We start from the raw sequence: 22,648 nt of genomic DNA on the forward strand, positions 1-22,648 counted from the left end.
TGACGTAAACGGAAAGCGGGTCAATCCTTGGTCCATGACAAAGTTCATCGACCTTTCGATCCCGATCACCACCAAGGTGGTTTCAGACCCGCCGGTGATGCTGCCGCAGATCGAGTATGTCAGCCACGAGAACACCTGGGCGCAGATCGCGCTGTTCTTTCCCGGGCTGACCAAGGACGACCTGCCCGATGGCGAAGGCTGGGCGGTGGAAACGCTGACGCTGTCCACCCACAACGGCACCCATATGGACGCCCCGTGGCATTACCATTCGACCACCGGCGCCGGCGATTCCGGGGGCACCCGCCCCGCCCCGACCATCGACGAGGCCCCGCTCGACCGGTTCTTCCGTCCCGGGGTGAAGCTCGATTTCAGCGCGCTGCCGCACGGCACCGTGGTCAGCGCCGCGCAGGTCGAGGCCGAGCTGGCGCGGATCGGGCATGACCTGCAGCCGCTCGACATCGTGCTGGTCCAGTCGGGTGCGGTCTATGGCACCGACAATTTCACCGATCAGGGCGTGGGCCTGGGCGCCGAAGCCACGCTGTGGCTGACGGAGCGCGGGGTCGAAGTGGTCGGCACCGATGCCTGGTCGTGGGATGCGCCGTTCAGCCACACCGCGCGGCGCTGGGCGGAGAACCGCGACCCGGCGATCATCTGGGAAGGCCACAAGGCGGGGCGCATCCGCCCCTACTGGCAGATCGAGAAGCTGGCGAACCTGGCCGCGCTGCCACCGCACGGCTTCACCGTCAGCTGCTTTCCGGTGAAGATCGAGGGCGCCAGCGCCGGGTGGATCCGCGCCGTGGCGCTGATCGACTAGACCTTCACCACCCCGCTATCGACCAGGCTGCGCGCGCAGTCGGCCACGGTGTCTTCGGGCGGACGCGGGCGCCAGCCCAGCACTTGCTGCGCATGGGCAGAACTGGTGGCGCGGGTGCGGCCCAGCTCGCCCAGCAGCTGGCGCAGCGGCGGCATGAACCTGGCCATCAGCCGCACCAGCCAGTTGGGCATCACCCAGGTGGGCACCTTGCGGGCATCGGGGCCCAGCCGCTCGCGCAGCACGCGGGCAACGTCGATGATCTTGAAGAACGGACCCGAGCTGGCGATGAACCGCTCACCCCGGATCGTATCGGCCGGCGCCTCGAGCGCCAGCACGTGCAGCGCCGCGCAGTCGCGGGTATCGACCAGGCAGAACCCGACATCCGGGCAGGCCGGCACCTTGCCCGAGAGCAGCTGCACGAAGGTTTCGACCGATGCGGCAAAGTCATTGCTGGCAACGGGCCCCAGCACTGCAACCGGATTGATCGTGCAGAAGGCCATGTCGCCGCCCTCGGCCGCGACCCATTCGCGCGCCTTGCGTTCGGCGATGGTCTTGCTCTTGATATAGGGCTGGACGCCCGGCGCGTTCTCGTTGGTCCAGTCGGCTTCGGTGTACTGGGTTTTCTCGGGCGGATGGCCATAGGCCACGGCGGCGGCCGAACTGGTCAGCACCACGTGCTTCACCCCCGCCGCCTTGGCAAAGCGCAGCGCACGCAGCGCGCCTTCGCGCGCGGGAACGATCAGCTCATCCTCGTCCTTGGGGACATCGGGCGGGAACGGCGAGGCCATGTGGCAAAGGTGGCTGCACCCGGCCATCGCCTCTGCCCAGCCCTTGTCATCCACCAGATCGGCAGCGAAGAACTTCAGCGTTTCGGGCGTTCCGCCCAGCAGGGGCCGCAGCTCCGCCTCGCGCGCCAGGTTGCGCACCGTGGTGTGGACCGTCCAGCCTTTCGCCAAGAGCTGCCGGATCGTCTCACCGGCGATGTAGCCGCTGCCACCGGTGACCAGTACCGTACCTGCCATTTCGCTTCTCCCCATCAGAACCGCAGCATGATCGAACGCGCCAGCGCGGGCGAGATCGAGTGGACCAGTTGCAGCACCTTGACCATGCCGACGTTGATGGTCTCGCGCCCGCTTTCCATGCCCGCGACGATCTGGCGCGCGCATTCCTGCGGCGACATCTTGTTCTGGCCCCGCCCGGCAGTCATCTGCGTATCGACCAGCGGCGGCAGGGCCTCGATCACCTTGACCCCGGTTCCCTTCAGCTGCGCCCGGATTGCCTGGGTGTAGGACCTGAGCCCCGCCTTGCTGGCGCAATAGACCGCCGCCATGCTGGGGGCCACCGCCAGGCCGGAAGTGACATTGACCACCATGGCCTCACCCCGCGCTTTCAGCCGCGGCATCAGCCGGGCGATCAGCTGGGTCGGGGCCTGGAGGTTGAGGTAATAGGTCCGCTCGGCTCCATCCAGATCCAGCTCACCCGAACGGAAGTCATAGTTCGTCCCGGCACCGGCATTGTTGACCAGCACGTCAATCGGACGATCCCCCAGCCCGGCCAGCAAGGCATCAACCCCCGCCGCCGTGGACAGATCGGCCTCGATCATTTCAAACCCCAGCGCGCGGGTTACGGCGACCTTTTCAGGGCTGCGGCCCGATCCGATCACCACGGCCCCGCGATCGCGCAACTGCTGGATCAACTGCGCCCCGATCCCGTCGGTCGCGCCAGTGACCAGCACGGTCTTGCCGCTGAGCTGCATCGCATTCTCCCCTTTGTTCTTGCGGAGAGACTAGAGGATTGGTTTCAATTCGCAACGCGTATTTGTTCTTAACGCCAGCATCCCAGGTCCGTTCGTCCTGAGGAACCCGCAGGGCTGAGCTTGTCGAAGACCGAAGGGTGTCTCGAAGGACGCTGGCGCCGCGGTGCTTCGAGACGGGGCGTTGGCCTGCGGCCGCCTTCGGCCCGACAAGCTCAGTCCCCTCCTCAGCACGAACGGTCAGGGAATACATTTTATATCAGCGCATTAGAACGAGTTCCTCAGCCATCGAGGGGTGCAGCGCCACGGTTTCATCGAACTGCGCCTTGGTGAGGCCAGCCTTCACCGCAATCGCCGCAGCCTGGAGGATTTCGGGCGAATCCGGGCCAATCATGTGCACGCCCAGCACCTTGTCGCTCTGGGGATCGACCACCAGCTTGTAATAGCCGCGCTCCATCACCTCGCTGAACATGTTCTTCATCGGCCGGAAGTCGCTGGTGAAGACCTTCACGTGGCCATGCACCTCGCGCGCCTGCGCCTCGGTCAGCCCGACCGAGGCGATCGGCGGCTGGCTGAACACCGCGCTGGGGATGTGGTCATAGGCAGTGGTGCGCGGCCTATTGCCGAACACGGTATCGGCAAAGGCATGCCCCTCGCGGATCGCCACCGGGGTCAGCTGGACCCGGTCGGTCACGTCGCCCACGGCATAGATGCTGGGGCAGGCGGTCTGGTTGTATTCATCGACCGGAATTTCGCCGTTCGAGCCGAGCGTGATCCCGGCATTTTCCAGTCCCAGCCCGTCGGTCTTGGGGCGGCGACCGGTGGCGACCATGACGACATCGGCAGCAATCGGCTCACCCTCACCCGCATGGACCAGCAGCGATCCATCAGCCGCCTTTTCAACCTTGCGGATAGGACGGTTGAAACCGAACGAAATCCCGCGTGCCTGCATGATCGGCAGCAGCCGGTCGGTCAGGTCGTGATCGTAACCGCGCAGGATCTTGTCGCTGCGGTTGACCACAGTCACCTGGCTGCCCAGCGCATTGAAGATCCCGGCGAATTCGAGCGCGATATAGCCCGCCCCCTGGATCACCACCCGCTGCGGCAGTTCGGGCAGGTGGAACACCTCGTTCGAGGTGATGCAGTGCTCTGCCCCATCGATCTTAGGCATCACCGGCCAGGCGCCGACCGCGATCAGGATCACTTTCGCGCTGATCTCGCGCCCGCTGGCCAGCCGCACCATGTTAGGTCCGGCCACGGCGGCGCGTTCGTGGAAGTGCTCGACCTTGTTGGTGTCGAGCGTCGAGGTGTAGGCGCGCTCGAGCCGGTCAACATCGCTGGCCACGAAATCGCGCAGCTTCGCCCAGTCGAAGCGCGACTCGCCCAGCGTCCAGCCATACTTGGGGGCATCATGCAATTCGTGGGCGAAGTGGCTGGCATAGACCAGCAGCTTCTTGGGCACGCAGCCGCGGATCACGCAGGTTCCGCCGATCCGGAACTCCTCGGCCACCGCCACCCGGGCCCCGTGCGAAGCCGCAATCCGGCTGGCCCGCACCCCGCCCGAACCGGCGCCGATCACGAACAGGTCATAGTCAAATTGGCTCACGGTTTGCTCCTGCAGGACGGGTTCGGAACTTCACAAAGCTCACAGGGTTCAAGAAATCAAAAAACTGCCAGTTTTCCGCCTTGCAGCGGATCATGGCAGCGCCACCGGATGTAGGAAAGACTCTCAATGTCCAGGATATGGAGCCCGCTTGCTGCAAATGCCAAACGGTTTTGCTGATGACAGTGATAGGCAGTGTTTATCGCAGTTCACGCAGAGGCGCAGAGAAGAAAGGAGAGGCGCGGAGAGGGTTTTTCCTCCGGCGAAGCCGGGCTGACAATCCAACATGGCGGCTATCAAGAGGTTGCGAAAAACAAGCGCCTGCGGCGCAATATGCTACTCCTCTGCGCCTCCCCGTTCTTCTCTGCGCCTCTGCGTGAACTATTGAATCCCAGCCTCCCTGAGCAGCGCCTCGGTGCTCGCATCGAAGCTCGCCCCGCCGGCATCGATCGCTTTCGCGATCTCCTTGCCCAGTTCCACCCCGAACTGGTCGAAGGCGTTGATTTCCATCAGCACCGCGTTTGCAAAGGTGCGGTGTTCGTGGAACGCGATCAGCGCGCCCAGGGTGGCCGGGTTGAGTTCCTCGCACAGGATCGTCGCGCTGGGCCGGTCGCCGGGATAGGCGCGCGCCGGATCCTTCGCTTCCTTGCCCGCCATCAGCGCCGCGCCCTGCGCAAAGCAATTGGCCAGCAGGCTCTTGTGGTGCGCCGGATCAAGATCGTCGCCCGGCGCGATCGCGGCGATGAAATCGACCGGGACCAGATGCGTGCCCTGATGCAGCAGCTGGAACACCGCATGCTGGGCATCGGTGCCCACCCCGCCCCAGGTGATCGGCGCGGTCGGCCCGTCCACCGGGCGGCCATCGGCCTTCACACGCTTGCCGTTGCTCTCCATCTCCAGCTGCTGGAGATAGCTGGGCAGCAGCCGCAGCCGCTCGTCATAGGCAAAGCAAGCCCGGGTCTGGCAGCCCAGCAGGCGGGCGTAATAGAGATCGGCAAAGGCCGCGCGCAGCGGCAGGTTGTCCAGCCCCTGCGCTGCCAGGAAATGCCGGTCCATTTCCGCCGCGCCGTCGAGGAACTGGGCGAATTCATCCCAACCCAGCGCCAGCGCGACCGGAAAGCCGATCGAAGACCACAGCGAATAGCGCCCGCCGACACTTTCCGAAAACGGCAGCACGCGGGTTTCGTCCACCCCCCATTCGACCGCCTTGTCGGGATAGGCGGTCAGCGCCACCACCCGGCCATAAGGGTCGGCCACGCCGTTGGCCTGCAGCCAATCGAGCGCCGAGCGGGCGTTGGTCATCGTTTCGGTAGTGGTGAAGGTCTTGCTGGCCACCGCGATCAGCGTACTCGCGGGATCGCAGGCCGCGCAGGCCGCTTCAAGCGCGCAGCCATCGATGTTCGCGACCACGTGGACATCGACCATGGCCCCGTCGCGGGTCAACGCATCGATCGCCAAGGCCGGGCCCAGCGCCGATCCGCCAATGCCGATGTGGATCAGGTGCTTCACCTCGCCCAGCGCGCCCTGATGGATCGCCTCGACCAGGCTTTTCATCCGCAGGTGCAGTGCAAAGGCCTCTTCGGTGCTGCTTTCACGCCCCACCCCGCGCAGCGCGGTATGTTCCACCGCGCGGCCCTCGGTCACGTTGATCGGCTCGCCCGCGAACATCGCGCCGCGCTGCTGCGCAAAGCCGGCCGCCTCGGCAAGCTTGAGGAACGCCTCGCCGTGCGCCGCATCGAGATGGGTTTTCGACCAGTCGAACCGCACCGCCCCGCCCGGCAACTCCAGCCGGCTCGACCAGCTGTCCAACCGGCCCTGATCGGCGAACAGGTCTGCCAGCTTGGCTTTGGGCAGCGCCTTCAGGGCTTGCCAGCATGCATCAACCGCGTCGCTCATCGCCAATCTCCAGTCCTTGGTCGAAAGCGCCTATGCCCGCGCCTTGCGCTTTGGCCAAGCAGGGAAAACGTATGCGAAAGGCCGTTAGCGTTGTATTCATGTAATACACCGTAGGGCTTGACCTTCGCTTCAAGGGCCTAGATGGACGATGCCAATGACTGACACCCCCGCACCCACCGCAGCTGATAGCCCGGCCGCAGACACCGCCACTCCCGCCAAGAAGGCGAAGAAGGAGGATTCGTTCCCCGTCTTCGTCCTCAAACTGGCAATTGTCGTGGTCTTGTTCCGCAGCTTTGTCTTCGCGCCGTTCTACATTCCCAGCGAATCAATGGTCCCGCGGCTGGTCAACGGTGACTATCTGCTGCTGGCGAAGTGGCCTTACGGCTATTCCTATCGTTCGCTGCCGTTCTCGGTTCCGCTGCTGCCCGATAGTCGGATCCTGGCCTCGATGCCCGAACGCGGCGATGTGGTGGTGTTCAAGGCGCCGGCCCACGGCGACGAGGACTGGATCAAGCGCGTGATCGGGCTGCCGGGCGATACCGTGCAGATGAAGGGCGGGCAGCTGTGGCTTAACAACCAGCCGGTGCCCAAGGTGGCGATCACCCCGTTCGAAGTGAAGGTCAGCCCCAACACCCGCTGCTATTCCAGCCAGTTCCTGGCCAAGAATGACGCAAACGAGGATGTCTGCCGCTATCCGCGCTTCACCGAAACGCTGCCCGGCGGGGAAAGCTATGAAGTGCTCGATCTGGTCACCAATGGCCTGAAGGACGATACCGATCCGGTGATCGTGCCCGAAGGCCACGTGTTCCTGATGGGCGACAACCGCGACAATTCGCAGGACAGCCGCTATCCGGCCGATCCGGGCGGCGGGATCGGGATTGTCCCGGTTGATAACCTGATCGGCCGCGCCACGGTGATGATGTGGTCAACCGATGGCAGCGCCGAATGGCTCAAGCCGTGGACCTGGTTCAGCGCCGCGCGCTGGAACCGCATCGGCGGCACCTTCTAGGACCGTGCTGGGCGACGAAACCCATGCCTTCCTGACCGCGCTGGCGGGCCATGCGCCCGCTGACGAGGCGCTGTGGCTGGAAGCGCTGACCCATGGCAGCACCGGCCACCCGCGTGATTACCAGCGGCTGGAATTCCTGGGCGACCGGGTGCTGGGCATGGTCATCGCCGAATGGCTCTACAAGCTTGATACCGGCGATGAAGGCAAGCTCTCGCAGCGGCTCAACGCGCTGGTCAGCCGCAGCAGCTGCGCCGCAGTGGCGCGCCAGATCGGGCTGGGCCAGCACATCCAGCTGGGCAAGCAGGCCCGCGACGATGGCGGGCAGGACAGCGACAACATCCTGGGCGATGTGATGGAAGCGCTGATCGGCGCCAGCTTTGTCACGCAAGGCTTTGACGCCACCGCGCAGACGGTACGCCGGCTGTGGGCCGATATGGTTGCGGGCAAGGCCGGCAAGGCCAAGCACCCCAAATCGGCGCTGCAGGAATGGGCCGCCGGCAACCGCCGCAAGGTGCCCGAATACCGCCTGATCGAACGCTCCGGCCCCGATCACGCCGCGCGCTTCACCGTCGCGGTTACAGTCAAGGGCGTGGGCGAGGCAGAGGCTACCGGATCCAGTATGCGCGAGGCAGAGACGCTGGCGGCGGAAGAATTCATGAAGAGGTTTGGATGACCCAACACTGCGGTCTTGTCGCCGTGCTCGGCGCGCCCAATGCGGGCAAGAGCACTCTGGTCAACGCGCTGGTCGGCCAGAAGGTCGCGATCGTCAGCGCCAAGGCGCAGACCACCCGCGCCCGCCTGCTGGGGATCGCGCTGGATGGCGAAACGCAGATCATCCTGGCTGACACCCCCGGCCTGTTCGAACCCCGCCGGCGGCTTGACCGGGCGATGGTCAGCGCGGCCTGGGACGGCGCGGCCGAGGCCGATGCGATCCTGCTGGTGGTCGATGGCCGCAAGAAGAAGCGTGACTATCTCCAGCCGATCCTCGACAGCCTGAAAGACCGGCCCGAGCGCAAGATCCTGGTGCTCAACAAGGTCGATGAAACCGCCAAGGAACCGCTGCTGGTCGCCGCGCAGGACCTGGCCGGTGACGGGCAGTTCTCGGAAGTGTTCTTCATCTCCGCGCTGACTGGCGACGGCGTGCCCGAACTCAAGTCGCGGCTGGCCGAACTGATGCCCGAAGGCCCCTGGCACTACCCCGAAGACCAGGTTTCCGACGCCAGCGAACGGCTGCTCGCCGCCGAGATCACCCGCGAGCAGCTCTACCGCCAGCTCCACGACGAACTGCCCTATGACAGCACCGTCCGCCCCGAAAGCTACAGCACCCGCAAGGACGGCTCGGTCGAGATCCACCAGCAGATCGTCATCGCCAAGGACAGCCAGAAAGGCATCGTACTGGGCAAGGGCGGCTCAAAGCTGAAAGCGATCGGCGAAGCCGCACGCAAGGAACTGAGCGAACTGCTGGGGGTGAAAGTCCACCTGTTCCTCCACGTCAAGGTCGACGAACGCTGGGGTGAGGACAAGGAGATCTACGAGGAACTGGGGCTGGAGTGGGTGCGGTAATCACCGCAGCTTCGCAATCCCGATCCCGTCGATCTTCGCGCGGTCCTTGGTCGATTCCTCGCTGCGGTTCAGTGCCTTGGCGATTTCCTTGAGGCCCTTGCCCTTGGCGGCAAGGGTGCGCAGCTTGGCGACCTCGTCGGCTTTCCAGGGCTGGCGGTGTTTGGTGAATTGTTCGGCCATGGGACTGCCCTAGTGCATTCGCTGCAAATCCCCAACCTCCGTTCGTCCTGAGGAGCCGGAGGGCTGAGCTTGTCGAAGACCGCAGGCGTCTCGAAGGACCACAGCGCTGCTGTGCTTCGAGACGGGGTGTTGGCCTGCGGCCGCCTTCGGCCCGACAGGCTCAGCCCCCTCCTCAGCACGAACGGATCTGGAGGCAAGCTGCAGGCGGGCTACTTCTTCTTCGCCGGAGCCTTCTTCGCCGGGGCCTTTTTCCTGGGCGCGGCCTTCTTGCGGCCCTTGCCCTTGGCCGGGCCCTTGGCGGCCTTTTCGGTAATCAGCGTCACCGCTTCCTCGGCGGTCAGGTCTTCGGGCTGCTTGTCGCGCGGCAGGGTGGCGTTGGTGGTGCCATCGGTGACGTAGGGGCCATAGCGGCCGGCCATCAGCTTCATCTCGCCGCCGCTTTCGGGGTGCGGGCCGAAGGTCTTGAGCGGTTCGGCGGGCGTGCGCTGCCCCCTGCCCCCGCCATTCGCGGCTTCGGCCAGTTTGGAGACCGCAGAGTTCATCCCGGTTTCGAACACTTCGGCGGTGCTGCGCAGCTTGGCGTACTTGCCATTGTGCGCAAGGTACGGGCCGTAACGCCCGATCGATGCAGTGATTTCCTCACCGGTTTCGGGGTGCGTGCCGATACTGCGCGGCAGGCTGAGCAGCTTTACGGCCCAGTCCAGATCAAGCTCGGGAATGTCCTTGGGGATCGAGCTGCGCGCCGCCTCCTTGCCGCTGCCCATCTCGATATAGGGGCCAAACCGACCGACCTTGCGGGTAATCGGCTCGCCGCTCTCGGGATGCTTGCCAATCTCGCCTTCCTCGCCCGCCGCTGCGCCGCCCGGCTGGGCGAACTTGCGGGTGAACTTGCACTCGGGATAGTTCGAGCAGGCAACGAAGGCGCCAAACCGCCCGCCCCTCAGCGAAAGCCGCCCGGCCTCGCATTGCGGACATTTGCGCGGGTCTGACCCGTCTTCGCGGGGCGGGAACAGGTAGTCGGACAGGAACTCATCCAGCGCCTCGGTGACCTCGCTGGGCTTGCGCTCCATCACCTCGTCGCTCTTGGGCTTGAAGTCCTTCCAGAACTTGGCGAGCAGGTCTTTCCAGGCCTCACGCCCGTCCGACACGGTATCAAGCTCTTCTTCCATGCCTGCGGTGAAATCGTAGGCGACATAACGCGGGAAGAAGCGTTCGAGGAACGCGGTCAGCAGCCGGCCCGATTCCTCGGCGAAGAAGCGGTTCTTTTCAGTGCGAACGTAGCTCCGGTCCTTCAGCACCTGGATCGTCGCGGCATAGGTGGAAGGCCGGCCGATGCCCAGCTCCTCCAGCCGCTTGACCAGCGTCGCTTCGGAAAAGCGCGGCGGCGGCTGGGTGAAGTGCTGGTTGGCGTCCACGCCCTTCTTGGCCGGCGCATCGCCCGCGTTGAGCACCGGCAGCATGCCGCTCTCATCCTCGTCATCGCCCGGCTTCTGGTCGAGCGTTTCGTCATAGACCGCCAGGAACCCGGGGAACTTGACCACCTGGCCCGAGGCGCGCAGCTCGTGGCTGCCGGTGCCATCCTTCAGCGTCACGCTGGTCCGTTCGATCACGGCCGAGGCCATCTGGCTGGCAATCGCGCGCTTCCAGATCAGTTCATAGAGCCGTGCCTCATCGCCGTGGCCGTAATGATCCTTGCCGAAATCGGTCGGCCGGATCGCTTCGTGGGCTTCCTGGGCATTCTTGGCCTTGGTTTCGTAATGCCGCGGCTTTTCAGGCAGGTAGTGGCCATTGTTGTAGCGATTGCTGATCGCCAGCCGCGCGGCCGAAATCGCGCTGGAATCCATCTGCACCCCGTCGGTACGCATATAGGTGATCGCGCCGGCCTCATACAGCGTCTGCGCCACCCGCATGGTGTGGCTGGCCGAGAAGCCCAGCTTGCGCGCAGCCTCCATCTGCAGGGTCGAGGTGGTGAACGGCGGCCAGGGATTGCGCCGCGTCGGCTTGGTCTCAACTTCGGCAACCTTGAAATTGCCCGCCTCGACCGCGGCCTTGGCCCGTTCGGCCGCGCCGGCATCGCCCAGGGTCAGCTTGTCGAGCTTTTGCCCTTCGAACTTGACCAGCCGGGCCGGAAATTCGGTCCCCAGATGCTCAAGCCGGGCCAGCACCGACCAGTATGCCTGCGGGCGGAACGCCTCGATCTCGCGCTCGCGCTCGACAATCAGGCGCAGCGCCACCGATTGCACGCGCCCCGCGCTCTTGGCGCCGGGCAGCTTGCGCCACAGCACCGGCGAAAGCGTGAAGCCGAACAGGTAATCGAGCGCGCGGCGGGCCAGGTAGGCGTCGATCAGGTCCTGATCGAGCTCACGCGGGGCCTTCATCGCGGCCAGGATCACGTCCTTGGTGATCGCATTGAAGGTAACCCGCTCAACCTCCTTGGGCAGCGCCTTCTTCTTGGCCAGCAGTTCGCGCACGTGCCAGCTGATCGCCTCACCCTCGCGGTCAGGGTCGGTGGCGAGGATCAGGCGGTCGGCCTGCTTGGCCAGATCGGTGATTGCCTTCACCTGGCGGGCCTTGTCTCCATAGAGCTCCCAGTCCATCGCGAAGTCCTCGTCCGGACGGACCGAGCCGTCCTTGGGCGGCAGGTCGCGGACGTGGCCGTAGGAGGCCAGGACCTTGTAGTCCTTGCCCAGGTATTTCTCGATGGTCTTGGCCTTGGCCGGGGATTCTACGATGACGAGTTGCATGTGCTGGGATCGACCCTCTTACGCGTATGTGTACACGCGCGAGGGTGGAAGGCTTGCCTGCCCCCCGTCAAGAGGGGGCACCAGGCCCCCTCCCGATTAGGGTCAACGCATCCCTTCCATCTGGCGAATGAACAGGTCGCTGCCGCGCGAGGTGACCAACAGGGTCTTGGCAGCATAGGAGGCCGGATCGGTCACCCTGTAATCGAACTTGGTGTTCATCGTGCCGTGCTTGCCGCCGAAAACCCCGGCGCCCAGAATGTTGGCAACGTGCATGCCCTTCTGCAGACCCGAGGTGGTTTCGGTGATCGTGGCGAAATCGCCGCCTTCCTCGATCGGGGTCTGCAGCAGCATCCGGGTCAGCTTGCCATCGATGCCCATCAGCGCGAACTGCGATCCGAACTGCGACAGCGCCAGGCCCGAGGTGACCTTGACACTTTGCAGCAGCCCGCCGCCCGAGGTTGACGCCGGCTTGGCGAAATCGATGTAATATACCACGTTCAGCACCGGCACCTTGGCGGTCTTCGCATAGTTGTATTCGCCGGTGTAGGCATTGACCATGTTGCGATCCATGATCCGGAAGTTCAGCAGCGCATTGGTGTTGCGGCCAAGCTGGCTGGGCCAGTAGGTCAGCCCATCGCCGTGATCGTTCTTCTTGAGCTGGATGTCGGCCTTCTCACCCGATTTTTCAGGCTTCACCTTGGCGAAATAGGGATCGGCCTCCATCCCGGCATCGTCGAGCACCGCCACCCCGTGGTCCTTCATCTGGGTCAGGAAATCGGCGTAAACCGCATCGGTGATCTTCTGGTAGTCGGCTTCCGACAGCCCGGTGAGATAACCGGTGGCCTTGGCCTTGTCGCTGGTCGACAGGAAACCGCCGCCATCGTAATCGACCTTCTTGGTCATGAACACGACCGAGAACTGGCCGATCACCACCTGGTTGACACCCTGCCAGGCCTGCGGCTTTTCGATCTTCACCGGCACCGGATCGCTCTTGGCGGCAAGCTCGGTCGTACCAAGCGCGACCGCGCCAAGTGCAAGCGCGGCGACCATGCCGCAGACAGTTCTGCGCAATTCCATTGGAACCCCCCAAAGTCTTCAAGATTGCGAGCGACTTGGGGGGGATTTACCGCTCCGTTTCAATCAGACCTTGGAATTTCGCGCCATGCCAGGAAGAAGCCCAGCCCCAGCAGCAGGTCAATCGCGGCGAACCCCGCAACCGGGGGCGGCACCGGATAGCCCTGCGCGTAGAGGGCGACTGCCGGCACGCCGAAGACCAGCTTTTCGGCGATCGCAAAGGGCACCAGCGGACGGTACTTCACCGGATCACCGCCGATGGTCCAGAACACCCCCTGGAACACCAGCGCCAGGCCGACGAAGCCCAGGAAGGTTTCGCCCATCACCGGTGGCAGCGGCGTCAGGTACAGCGGCAGCAGCACGATCACGCCATAGATCGCTGCCCAGCGGAACATCCGGGCCGGAAACTTGCTGATCACCCCAACCTCCCCCTTGCGTTGCCCTTGTCGATGCGAGGCGGAGATTAGGTTGCTATATTGCTACTGATCTTGCAAGCCCCCGGGCGGGATGATGCAGCGGCCGTGATCGTACTTGCCGACGGTGCGGATCACTTCCTGATCGTCGGGCTCGATCCGGCGGCCTGAGATCTGGCTGTCGATCACCCGGCGCAGCAGATCGCTGAGGCGGGTGACGAGATAGCAGTCGATCGCCGGGGCGGCGTGGGCATTGCCGATCCCGCTATCGTCGGTCAGGAAGGTGTAGCGGCTCTGGGTCAGGGCCGCCATTGCCCGCATCACGTATTCGGCCTTGTCGGCCACGCCCGACGCTGCGACCGGCACGATCTGCACCCGGTTGTGGCGCAGCGTCTCGCTTGCCTGCCAGGCGAGCCCCATCTTGTCATCGTGCGGCGGGGCATCGGCGACCAGCAGCATGGTCTTGACCGCATCGCCGCGCCAGTCCTGCCCGGCGGCGCGAATCAGCGCCTGATCCATCGCTTCGGGATAGTCTCCACCGCCTCCGGCATAGCGCTGCGCCAGGTCATTCTGGGCCTGGGTGAAATCGCGGGTCAGTGGGATGGTGTTGGTGACATAGTCGTCGCCAAGATCGCGGTAGAAGACGAACCCGACGCGGACATCGAGCCCGGGGTGACTGCGGCGCAGATCGGCCAGGATCTTGCCGAGTTCGGCCTGGAGATAGCTGATCTCGTCGCTCATCGAACCGGTGGTGTCGATCACCAGCATCAGGTCGAGCTTGTTGACCTTGGGCGCAGCGCCGCCAAGCGTGAACTGCACCTGCTGCCCGCCGCTGCCCGAAGCCAGCGCAACCTCGCGCCAGTCCTGCCGGCCGGCCCGCAGCCAGACCTTCTGGCCCAGCCGGTCAAGTTCGGGGAAGAAGCTGACAGTGCCATCGGCGGTGGTCGCCAGCCGCAACCGCCCGCCATCGGCGCAGGCCAGCTCGACCGGGGCGAAGGGCACAGGGCGCCCGGCATCATCCTTGACCGCCACGGTCAGCACCCGCGCGGTATCGAGCCGGGGCAGCACCGGCAGTTCCTGTCCCAGGTTCGAACGGCGCAGGTAGGCCGAATAGAGTTCGGGGTTGAGCAGATCGTCATGTTCGCCAGCGGTCAGCAATCCGGCGCGCGGGTAAGGATGGGGACGCGGCGGCATCCGATCGGGGCGGCCGGCAATCTCACCGGGCATCACCTTGGCCGGCGGCGCGGGGGAGCTATCGACGGCCTCGCGGAACTCGGCTTCGGCTGACACGGCAGGGGCATCGCCGGCAATCGCCGGTTCGGCAATGGGTGCTTCGCCGTCCACGGCTACTGGCGGGGTCGGGGCTGTGGCGGTGACGCGCTCAGCCGAGCGGGACGATTTGGCGACAGGCACCGGATGCGGGCGCCGGGGCCGCTGCTGGTTCCAGCTTTCGGCCCCCAATTGCGGGAGCGGCGCGGGCTTGTAGCACAGCCCCTGGCGGCCCTGCTGGGCCGCGCGTTCGGGCGGAACCGCCATGGCTGGCCCTTGCGCGAGCATGGCAATGATCGCGGCGACTGAAATTCCCTGGCGCATGAATGCCCTCCTGCCTATGACAGGCATGGGCTGGACTTCAGGCGCTGAACGCTGGCTGAATGATACTTTGTATCAAGAAAGACTGACACGCCCGGCGGCATGGCGGACCAGTTTGCCCGCCAGCTCCAGCTCCAGCAGCGCCAGCTGCACCGCTGCGGCGCTTTCCCCGCTCTGGCGGATCAGCTCATCCACCGCGACCGGCGCGGTGGTCAGCAGCGCGGCGATATCGGCCGGGGCGTCGCCCAGTTCATCGGGCAGCGCTTCAAAGCTGGCGGCGGCTTCGCGAAACGTGCTGCGCGGGCTGCCGGTAAAGCCGGTCACCAGCTCGATCACGTCGGCGGCGCCCTGGACCAGCACCGCCCCGTCACGGATCAGCTGGTTGCAGCCCTGCGCGCGCGGATCGAGCGGCGATCCGGGCACCGCCATCACTTCACGCCCGGCCTCCCCCGCCAGCCGCGCGGTGATCAGCGATCCGCTCTTGGGCGCGGCCTCAACCACCACGGTGCCCGCGCAGAGCCCGGCGATGATCCGGTTGCGCGAGGGGAAATGACGCGCCAGTGGCTCGGTTCCGGGCGATTGCTCGGCCAGCAGCAAGCCCTGCCGGGCGACCTCTTCCTGCAGATCGGCATGTTCGGGCGGATAGGCAATGTCGATCCCGCTGGCGATAACCCCGATCGTCCCGCCGTGCAGCGCGGCCCGGTGCGCCGCCCCGTCAATCCCGCGCGCCAGGCCCGAAACCACCACAAAGCCCGCCTCGGCCAGTTCACCCGCAAACTGGCGCGCCAGCTTGACCGCAGCGGCCGAGGCATTGCGCGCGCCGACGATTGCGACGCAGGGCCGCAGCGCCAGCGCGGCATCGCCGCGACAGGTCAGGATCGGCGGGGCGCTGTCAAGCTCACCCAGCAAGGCCGGGTATTCAGGGGAATCGTGGAATAGATAGCGTGCGCCTGCGGCGCGAACCGCTGCCACCTCCTTGGCCACCCGCCCCTCATCCGCGACGCGGTAGGCACCGCCCCTGCCCGCCAGATCGGGCAAGGCCACCAGCGCGGCCTGCGCATCGCCAAACCGGCGCAGCAACTGGCGGTAGGAAACCGGCCCGACATTGGGCGAACGCAGCAGGCGGATCCGGGCAAAGGCTTCGTCCTGCCCGAGCATGGATTATGCCTTCTGCCCGACCTTGGGTTCGGTCCCGGCACGCAGGCGGGCGATGTTTGCGCGGTGCAGCCAGATCACCAGCACCGCGATTGCCGCCAGCGGGAGGACGTGCGGATCGAACCCCAGCGCCCAGGCCGCGACCGGCGCGGTCACCGCAGCGGTCATCCCCGCTACCGAGGAAATCCGCGTCAGCGCCAGCATGATCAGCCAGGCCAGCGCATAGGCCAGCCCGATTGCCCAGGACAGGCCGAGCGAGACGCCCAGCGTGGTCGCCACGCCCTTGCCGCCCTTGAACCCCAGCCAGACCGGGAAGCAATGCCCCAGCACCGCCCCGAACGCGGCGAACGCGGCAGCGGCGGGAAACAGCCGCCAGGCCAGCCACACCGCCAGAAAGCCCTTGGCCCCATCGAGCAGCAGCGTGGCCGCGGCCAGCCCCTTGTTGCCGGTGCGCAGCACGTTGGTGGCGCCGATATTGCCCGAACCGATCTGGCGCAGGTTGCCCTCACCGAACAGGTTGGTGAGGATCAGCCCGAACGGGACCGAGCCCAGCAGGTAGCCAAGTGCGAGCGCGTAGAGACTTTCCATCGGTGCCACCTTTTCATTCCCCGCCACTGGTAGCTAAAAGCAGGCAGACAAGACAAGCGTACTGTGGAGTAAAGCACCGCAAATGGATGCATCGGCCCCGATCTTGCTGTTCGATTCCGGCGTTGGCGGGCTGTCGGTGCTGGCCGCGCTGCGCCGCGCGCTGCCCCAGGCGCCGGTGATCTATGCCGCCGACAACGGCGGGCTGCCCTATGGCACCAAGACCGAAGCCGAAGTCGCCGCGCGGGTCTGCGGGCTGCTGGGGCGGATGAGCGAGCGCTTTCACCCGCGGCTGATCTGCATCGCCTGCAACACCGCCAGCACGATCGCGCTGGCGATGGTGCGCGATGTCCTCAATGTCCCGATTGTCGGCACGGTCCCGGCGATCAAGCCGGCGGCCGAGCTGACCCGCAGCGGAACGATCGGCCTGCTGGGCACGGCGGCAACGATCCGCCAGCCCTATGTCGATCGCCTTGCCGCCGAATTTGCAAATGACAAACGCCTGCTGCGCTTTGCGGCGGGCGAACTGGTCGGCGCAGCCGAAGCCAAATTGCGCGGCGAGGCGGTCGATCCGGCAGTCTATGCCCGCGCGGCGGCAGGACTGCGCGAGCAGCCGGGCGGTGCCGAGATCGATACCGTGGTCCTAGCCTGTACCCACTTTCCGCTGCTGAGCGACGAACTGGCCGCAGCCTTCGACCCCGGCGTGCAATTCGTCGATGGCGCGGCCGGAATCGCCAGGCGGATCGTTCACCTGATCCAGGGCCAGACGTTCGAACGCAGGCAGGACGACTTCGCGCTGTTCACCAAGGCCGAACCGTCGCTGGCCGCGCTGGCCCCGACGCTTGCCCGCTATGGCCTGATGCGGCAGGACGTGCTGCAATGACCAAGCGGTTCAACCTGTTCCTTGTAATTGCGGCGCTGCTGATCGCCCTGCCCTATTACTGGTTCCTGCTGGACAACAGCGGATCGCAGGTGCCCGCCAAGCCGGTCAGCATGGCGCAGCTGCGCGCACTTGCCCAGTCCATGCCCGGAGCCAGACCCCACGCCATCGAGATCGAGGTCCCGGCTTTTCAGCGCTTGCCGGGCAACCTGCTGGTCGCCGGATCGGGGATCAAGCGCAAGCTGGTGGCCTATATGGCCTTCCGCCTGCCGGTGGCGGGCGGCAAGCCGATCATGATGGAAAGCGGGCTGGCCGCCAGCGATGCGCAGGCGATCGGCGCAGAGCAGTTCAAGCCCGATGTCGCAGCGCGGGTCAATCGGGCGCTTGGCCAGGCCGGGCTGATCCTGGTCACCCATGAGCATCCGGACCATCTTGGCGCGCTGGTGGCACATGGCGGTACAGCGCTGATGCAAGCGGCCCGGCTCAACCCCAACCAGCTGCCGCCATCACTCTGGGCCGCAAGGCTGCCCTGGCGCAGCGGCGAAGTTCCCCCGCCCCGGCTTGGCATTTCGGCACCCCAGGCGGTCGCGCCCGGGGTGGTCGTGATCCCCGCGCCCGGCAGCCACACGCCGGGATCGCAGATGATCTACGTCCAGCTCGCCAATGGCCGCGAGTACCTGTTTGCCGGCGATATCGCGAGTTTTGCCCAGAACTGGCAGGACCTGCGCGGACGTTCGCGGCTGATCGAAACCTGGTTCGCACCGCAGAACCGGGCAGAGGTTTTCGCCTGGCTGCACATGGTCCGCGCACTCAAAGCTGACACACCAGGGTTAACGATTGTGCCCGGTCACGATTACGAATGGTTGCAAGACCCCTTTAACCACACCGGTGTCACAATCGGATTCAAGCTTACAGAACCTTGACACAGCGCAACGAAAATTCGTTGGCAAGGCGGCAAGGCAGGCGTAGAGCGCGGCTCGCAGGGGGAAGACTCGTGCCCCCGTCCCGGGCGTCCGGAGGATAGTGCAAAAGTGAACTACGATCACATCTTCGATTCTGCGATCGAACGACTGCATTCAGAAGGCCGCTACCGCGTCTTCATCGACATTCTCCGCAACAAGGGCGCCTATCCCAACGCGCGCTGCTTTGCCGGGCACAATGGACCCAAGCCGATCACCGTGTGGTGTTCGAACGACTATCTTGCAATGGGGCAGCACCCCAAGGTGATCGCCGCCATGGAAGAAGCACTGCACGATGTCGGCGCCGGCTCTGGCGGCACCCGCAACATCGGCGGCAACACGCACTACCACGTCGATCTTGAGCGCGAACTGGCCGACCTTCACGGCAAGCAGGGCGCACTGCTGTTCACGTCGGGCTATGTCTCGAACGATGCGACGCTCTCGACGCTCGCCAAGATCCTGCCCGGCTGCGTGATCTTTTCGGACGAGCTCAACCACGCCAGCATGATCGCGGGGATTCGCAATTCGGGCGCCGAAAAGCGCGTGTTCCGCCACAACGATCTGGACCATCTGGAAGAGCTGCTGGCCGCCGAGGCGCCGGATACGCCCAAGCTGATCGCGTTCGAAAGCGTCTATTCGATGGAGGGCGATGTCGCCCCAATCCATGCGATCTGCGACCTGGCCGAAAAGTACAACGCGCTGACCTATATCGACGAGGTTCACGCGGTGGGCATGTACGGCCCGCGCGGCGGCGGGATCACCGATCGCGATGAGGCTGCACACCGGATCGACATCATCGAAGGCACGCTGGGCAAGGCCTTCGGCGTGATGGGCGGCTACATCGCGGCTGACAGCCGGATCATCGACGTGATCCGCAGCTATGCCCCGGGCTTCATCTTCACCACTTCGCTTTCGCCGGTGCTGGTTGCCGGCGTGCTCGCCTCGGTCCGCCACCTCAAGTCCAGCTCGGTTGAGCGTGAGGGCCAGCAGGCCGCCGCCGCGATGCTGAAGGCGATGCTGCGCGAAGCCGGACTGCCGGTGATGGATTCAACCACCCACATCGTGCCGCTGATGGTCGGCGATCCGGTCAAGGCCAAGGCGATCAGCGATGTGCTGCTGGCCGAATACGGCGTCTATGTGCAGCCGATCAACTATCCCACCGTGCCGCGCGGCACCGAACGCCTTCGCTTCACCCCCGGCCCTGCGCATACCGAAGCGATGATGCGTGAATTGACCCAGGCTCTGGTCGAAATCTGGGAACGCATGGACCTCAAGCTCGCCGCCTGAATATTATTGAGCGTCGGTTAGCTTTGATTCCGGCTGGACCGGGCCGAAGAATCCGTTACGACTCCGCGCCGTGCCACGTGGCACGGGGTTTTGAGGCGACCATGCGGTTGCCGAGGTCGTAGGGAGTGGGACTATGGCAACCGATTGGGCTGCAGACGTCAAGAAATATGCCGCCAAGGCCGATGATGCCGTCATCGCCGGGATCGTGAAGTACTGCGGGATTGCGCTGCGCAATCGCGATTCATCTCTGGTCGCCTTCTCGGACAAGAAGGAACTCGATCGGGTTCGCAACAACTTCCTCAAGAAGAAGCTGGGCCGGACCGAGGACGACGCCACGCTCGACAAGGCGATTGCCAAGGTCGGCACCAAGATGAAGGATGACCGGACCAAGAACCGCGTCACGGTCTATTACCTGCTCGCTGCCGAGTTCAAGGCGCTTGACCTGTTCGCGCCCAAGGCCAAGGCGGCTGCGCCTGCCAAGACGGCTTCGGCGAAGGCTCCGGCCAAGGCGGCACCTGCAAAGGCTGCTGCGGCGAAGGCTACTCCGGCGAAGACGGCCGCCAAGGTTGCCGGTGCCGCCGCTGTGGCTGGCGCCGCAGCAAAGGCCGCGCCCAAGAAGGCTGCCACCACCAAGAAGGCAGCTGAAGCCAAACCGGCGGCCAAGGCTGCCGCAGCTCCGAAAAAGGCTGCCCCGGCCAAGGCCGCTCCGACACCTGCCAAGAAAGCAGCGCCGGCCAAGAAGGCAGCTGCCCCCAAGAAGGCTGCTGCCAAGCCGCAGGGCCTGATGGACAAGGCGGCCGATGCCGCCAGCGATGCGGGCAAGGCCGGTGCGGCTGCTGTCGCCGGAACCGTTGCGGCGGTTGGCGCGGCCAGAGCCGCCGTGGCGGCCGTTGCCGGTGGCGCCGCCGAAGCGGCCAAGGATACCGCCGTCAAGGCAGTTGACGCAGCCGGCGATGCCGCGGGTGCTGCGGTTGGCGCAGTGACCGGTGCGGCGGGTGCGGCAGCAGACAAGGCCGGCGCGCTGTTCAGCGGCGGCGGTCAGGCGGCCAGCACGGATGACGATGGTGCGGGCCTCGGCTGGCTGTGGTGGCTGCTGGGGCTGGCCCTGGTCGCACTGGCAATCTGGTGGCTGATGAGCGGACGCAGCGCGAGTGACAGCGCGGCGGGTGCTGCGCCCACCGAAGCTGCTGCTGGCGCTGATGCCGGCGCGGCAGCCTCTGACGGTGCGGCCGATCTGGCTTCGGCTCCGGCCGAAGGTAGCGTGGCGATCCCGGCCGGTGCCGGCGTCACCAGCGAACTGCGCGATGGCAAGCCGGTGGTGAAGGTCTATTTCGACAGCGGCAAGGTTGATGTCGCTCCGGCCTTTGGCGCGGCAGCGGGCGGGCTCAAGAGCTGGCTCGACAGCCATTCGGGCACCAAGCTTGCGGTGTCGGGCTATGCCGATCCCAGCGGCAATGCCGCGCTCAACGCCGATCTGGCCAAGCAGCGCGCCCAGGCTGTGCAGGCAGCGCTGGTCGCTGCGGGTATTCCCGAAGCTGCGGCAGAACTGGTCAAGCCTGACAGCGTGACCGACGCCAATGTCGCCAAGGATGCGGCCCGCCGCGTCGAAGTGGTAGTCAAGTAAACACGGCATCGGGCGGGCCCGGACTGGTGCCCGCCCCTTTGCTGTCTCGGAATCGAGACAGTTCGTGCCTCACCTCCTGCATTCCTGCTTGTGCCCGGCCGTGCCCTGATGGAGAATGGCCGGAGCAATGTCGCTAGCCTGACCCAGAGCAGGCAGCGGCCGAGAGGAGAGCGCGAATGGCGGGCTCAAGGGAAAATCACAGCGATCGCGTGCTCGCGACGGTGCAATCGGGCAATGCTGCGGCAACTTCGTCGGTTGCCGCCTCGTGGTGTCGCTCGGCCCTCCACCATGGACTCGATCCCGCCGCCCCGGCGCGCGGCACCCGGATCGGCGGCTCGACGCTCGATCAACTGCGCGAGGCGAACGGCGAACTGCTCGCTGCGGCAACCCCGGTCCTCGATACCCTTTACGGCAGCGTCGGGCGCACCGGCTGTGCGGTGGTGCTGTCGGACACCGATGGGGTAATCCTCGAATCGCGTTCGCAGCAGGGCGACCATGCGCTGTTCGACGCGATCGGGCTGGTTTCGGGCGCGGAATGGAGCGAGGCCGCCGAGGGTACCAACGGGATCGGCACCTGCCTGGTCGAGGCGCGCCCGGTCACCATCCTGCGTCAGGAGCACTTCGCCAGCCGCAATGTCGGCGTCTCGTGCATGGATGCTCCGGTCTTCGATCCCGAAGGGCAGCTGGTTGCCGCGCTCGACGTTTCAACCTGCCGGGCCGATCATGGCGAGGCGCTGGCGGCGCTGATCGCCGCGCTGGTGCAAGACGCCGCGCGCCAGATCGAACGCGATTTCTTCTGCCGCCGCTATGCCGATGCGCGGATCGTCTATGCCCCCGAAGGCCCGGCCCGCGGCAGCGCGCTGCTGGCGGTTGACCGCGATGACCTGGTGATCGGCGCCACCCGTGCCGCGCGGCGCCAGTTCCACCTTGGCAACGGCCAGCTATCCAGCCCGCGCCCACTGGCCGACGTGCTGGGCACCGGCGAGCAGGCCGGGTTCGAGGATAGCGAGCGCGCGATCCTGCGCCAGGCGCTGGCCCGCTCGGGCGGCAATGTCACCGCTGCGGCGCGCCTGCTCGGCATCGGCCGCGCGACCATGTACCGGCGGATGGAACGTGCCGGTATGGGCGGGATGCACTGAGCGCATCTGTCTCACGCGCGATACACATCGCCCCCGGCCACCTTGCCGCCCCCCTATCGCCCTGCAGCTTGACCTGACACCCCTTGTGCCAAGGCCGGAACCCAAAACCGGCCCGCAACGAGAGGAGCCAAGGCCATGAACGTAATGACTGCCGACGCCGCCGCAAAACTGGTGGCCCCCTTTGCCAAGAGCTATGACAACTTCATCGGCGGCAAATGGGTTGCCCCGGTCAACGGGCGCTATTTTGACAACATGGGTATACGGATTTAATGGTTGATGGGGCACCTTTACCCCACCAACCTGATACCATTATCAGATGGTTGATAGATCGACTCCGTAGTTGAGTTCCTCTGCGAAGTCCGGCAGTCCGTAACCGATGG

The 22,648-nt window shown here is 65.6% G+C and carries 21 protein-coding genes; 10 read left to right on the forward strand and 11 right to left on the reverse strand.

The features are described from left to right. The first annotated feature begins 34 nt into the window (after window positions 1-34). The gene (locus tag IT549_RS09735; RefSeq protein WP_292972565.1) at window positions 35-814 is read left to right on the forward strand and encodes a cyclase family protein; all 780 of its coding nucleotides are present in this window, start codon (window positions 35-37) and stop codon (window positions 812-814) included. Here IT549_RS09735 and IT549_RS09740 read toward each other — a convergent pair. The 4 genes from IT549_RS09740 to pgi all read right to left on the reverse strand — a co-directional run bounded on the left by IT549_RS09740 (window position 811) and on the right by pgi (window position 6,066). Beyond that, entirely contained in the window at window positions 811-1,836 is a 1,026-nt protein-coding gene (locus IT549_RS09740) for an NAD-dependent epimerase/dehydratase family protein (RefSeq protein ID WP_292972567.1), read from the reverse strand. The genes IT549_RS09735 and IT549_RS09740 overlap by 4 nt on opposite strands. Window positions 1,837-1,850: 14 nt before the next feature. Further along, window positions 1,851-2,570 (reverse strand): SDR family NAD(P)-dependent oxidoreductase, encoded by a 720-nt coding sequence (locus IT549_RS09745; RefSeq protein WP_292972569.1) that lies wholly within the window; start codon window positions 2,568-2,570, stop codon window positions 1,851-1,853. A gap of 256 nt (window positions 2,571-2,826) precedes the next feature. Next, the gene (gene gorA, locus IT549_RS09750) at window positions 2,827-4,173 is read right to left on the reverse strand and encodes a glutathione-disulfide reductase (protein WP_292972571.1); all 1,347 of its coding nucleotides are present in this window, start codon (window positions 4,171-4,173) and stop codon (window positions 2,827-2,829) included. 378 nt (window positions 4,174-4,551) lie between these two features. Then, window positions 4,552-6,066, reverse strand: coding sequence for a glucose-6-phosphate isomerase (gene pgi / locus IT549_RS09755; RefSeq protein WP_292972573.1), 1,515 nt, complete (start codon window positions 6,064-6,066; stop codon window positions 4,552-4,554). 154 nt (window positions 6,067-6,220) lie between these two features. Between pgi and lepB the strand changes: the two genes are divergently transcribed. Genes lepB through era form a run of 3 tightly spaced genes read left to right on the forward strand, consistent with a single transcriptional unit; the run spans window position 6,221 to window position 8,638 of the window. Next, the gene (lepB, locus tag IT549_RS09760) at window positions 6,221-7,075 is read left to right on the forward strand and encodes a signal peptidase I (protein WP_292972575.1); all 855 of its coding nucleotides are present in this window, start codon (window positions 6,221-6,223) and stop codon (window positions 7,073-7,075) included. A gap of 4 nt (window positions 7,076-7,079) precedes the next feature. After that, entirely contained in the window at window positions 7,080-7,748 is a 669-nt protein-coding gene (gene rnc / locus IT549_RS09765) for a ribonuclease III (RefSeq protein WP_292972577.1), read from the forward strand. After that, on the forward strand, window positions 7,745-8,638 hold the full coding sequence (era, locus tag IT549_RS09770; protein WP_292972579.1) for a GTPase Era: 894 nt from the start codon (window positions 7,745-7,747) through the stop codon (window positions 8,636-8,638). Before rnc ends, era begins: the two co-directional genes overlap by 4 nt. Here era and IT549_RS09775 read toward each other — a convergent pair whose 3' ends face one another. The 7 genes from IT549_RS09775 to plsY all read right to left on the reverse strand — a co-directional run bounded on the left by IT549_RS09775 (window position 8,639) and on the right by plsY (window position 16,382). Then, the gene (locus tag IT549_RS09775; protein WP_292972581.1) at window positions 8,639-8,818 is read right to left on the reverse strand and encodes a hypothetical protein; all 180 of its coding nucleotides are present in this window, start codon (window positions 8,816-8,818) and stop codon (window positions 8,639-8,641) included. A gap of 209 nt (window positions 8,819-9,027) precedes the next feature. Then, window positions 9,028-11,562 (reverse strand): type I DNA topoisomerase, encoded by a 2,535-nt coding sequence (gene topA, locus IT549_RS09780; protein WP_292972583.1) that lies wholly within the window; start codon window positions 11,560-11,562, stop codon window positions 9,028-9,030. Between the two features lie 102 nt (window positions 11,563-11,664). Beyond that, window positions 11,665-12,612 (reverse strand): hypothetical protein, encoded by a 948-nt coding sequence (locus IT549_RS09785; protein WP_292972585.1) that lies wholly within the window; start codon window positions 12,610-12,612, stop codon window positions 11,665-11,667. Between the two features lie 86 nt (window positions 12,613-12,698). After that, window positions 12,699-13,055 (reverse strand): hypothetical protein, encoded by a 357-nt coding sequence (locus IT549_RS09790; RefSeq protein WP_292972587.1) that lies wholly within the window; start codon window positions 13,053-13,055, stop codon window positions 12,699-12,701. Between the two features lie 60 nt (window positions 13,056-13,115). Then, window positions 13,116-14,642: a VWA domain-containing protein gene (locus IT549_RS09795; protein ID WP_292972589.1), complete on the reverse strand. Its 1,527-nt coding sequence runs from the start codon at window positions 14,640-14,642 to the stop codon at window positions 13,116-13,118. A 72-nt stretch (window positions 14,643-14,714) separates the two neighbouring features. Beyond that, entirely contained in the window at window positions 14,715-15,797 is a 1,083-nt protein-coding gene (gene dprA, locus IT549_RS09800; protein ID WP_292972591.1) for a DNA-processing protein DprA, read from the reverse strand. 3 nt (window positions 15,798-15,800) lie between these two features. Then, on the reverse strand, window positions 15,801-16,382 hold the full coding sequence (plsY, locus tag IT549_RS09805; protein ID WP_292972593.1) for a glycerol-3-phosphate 1-O-acyltransferase PlsY: 582 nt from the start codon (window positions 16,380-16,382) through the stop codon (window positions 15,801-15,803). A gap of 82 nt (window positions 16,383-16,464) precedes the next feature. Between plsY and murI the strand changes: the two genes are divergently transcribed. The 6 genes from murI (at window position 16,465) to IT549_RS09835 (ending at window position 22,538) form a co-directional block, all read left to right on the forward strand. Next, the gene (gene murI, locus IT549_RS09810; protein ID WP_292972595.1) at window positions 16,465-17,262 is read left to right on the forward strand and encodes a glutamate racemase; all 798 of its coding nucleotides are present in this window, start codon (window positions 16,465-16,467) and stop codon (window positions 17,260-17,262) included. Continuing rightward, on the forward strand, window positions 17,259-18,182 hold the full coding sequence (locus IT549_RS09815) for a hypothetical protein (RefSeq protein WP_292972597.1): 924 nt from the start codon (window positions 17,259-17,261) through the stop codon (window positions 18,180-18,182). The genes murI and IT549_RS09815 overlap by 4 nt, the downstream gene beginning before the upstream one ends. Before the next feature lie 108 nt (window positions 18,183-18,290). Next, a complete protein-coding gene (gene hemA / locus IT549_RS09820; RefSeq protein ID WP_292972599.1) occupies window positions 18,291-19,505 on the forward strand; it encodes a 5-aminolevulinate synthase in 1,215 nt (404 codons plus the stop codon). Between the two features lie 133 nt (window positions 19,506-19,638). Next, window positions 19,639-21,129, forward strand: a complete 1,491-nt coding sequence (locus IT549_RS09825; protein WP_292972602.1) for a DUF2853 family protein — start codon at window positions 19,639-19,641, stop codon at window positions 21,127-21,129. A 176-nt stretch (window positions 21,130-21,305) separates the two neighbouring features. Then, a complete protein-coding gene (locus tag IT549_RS09830; RefSeq protein WP_292972604.1) occupies window positions 21,306-22,268 on the forward strand; it encodes a helix-turn-helix domain-containing protein in 963 nt (320 codons plus the stop codon). Between the two features lie 135 nt (window positions 22,269-22,403). Continuing rightward, on the forward strand, window positions 22,404-22,538 hold the full coding sequence (locus IT549_RS09835; protein WP_292972606.1) for a hypothetical protein: 135 nt from the start codon (window positions 22,404-22,406) through the stop codon (window positions 22,536-22,538). Window positions 22,539-22,648 lie beyond the last annotated feature (110 nt).

Source organism: Novosphingobium sp. (genome assembly GCF_020852455.1).
GTDB lineage: Bacteria > Pseudomonadota > Alphaproteobacteria > Sphingomonadales > Sphingomonadaceae > Novosphingobium.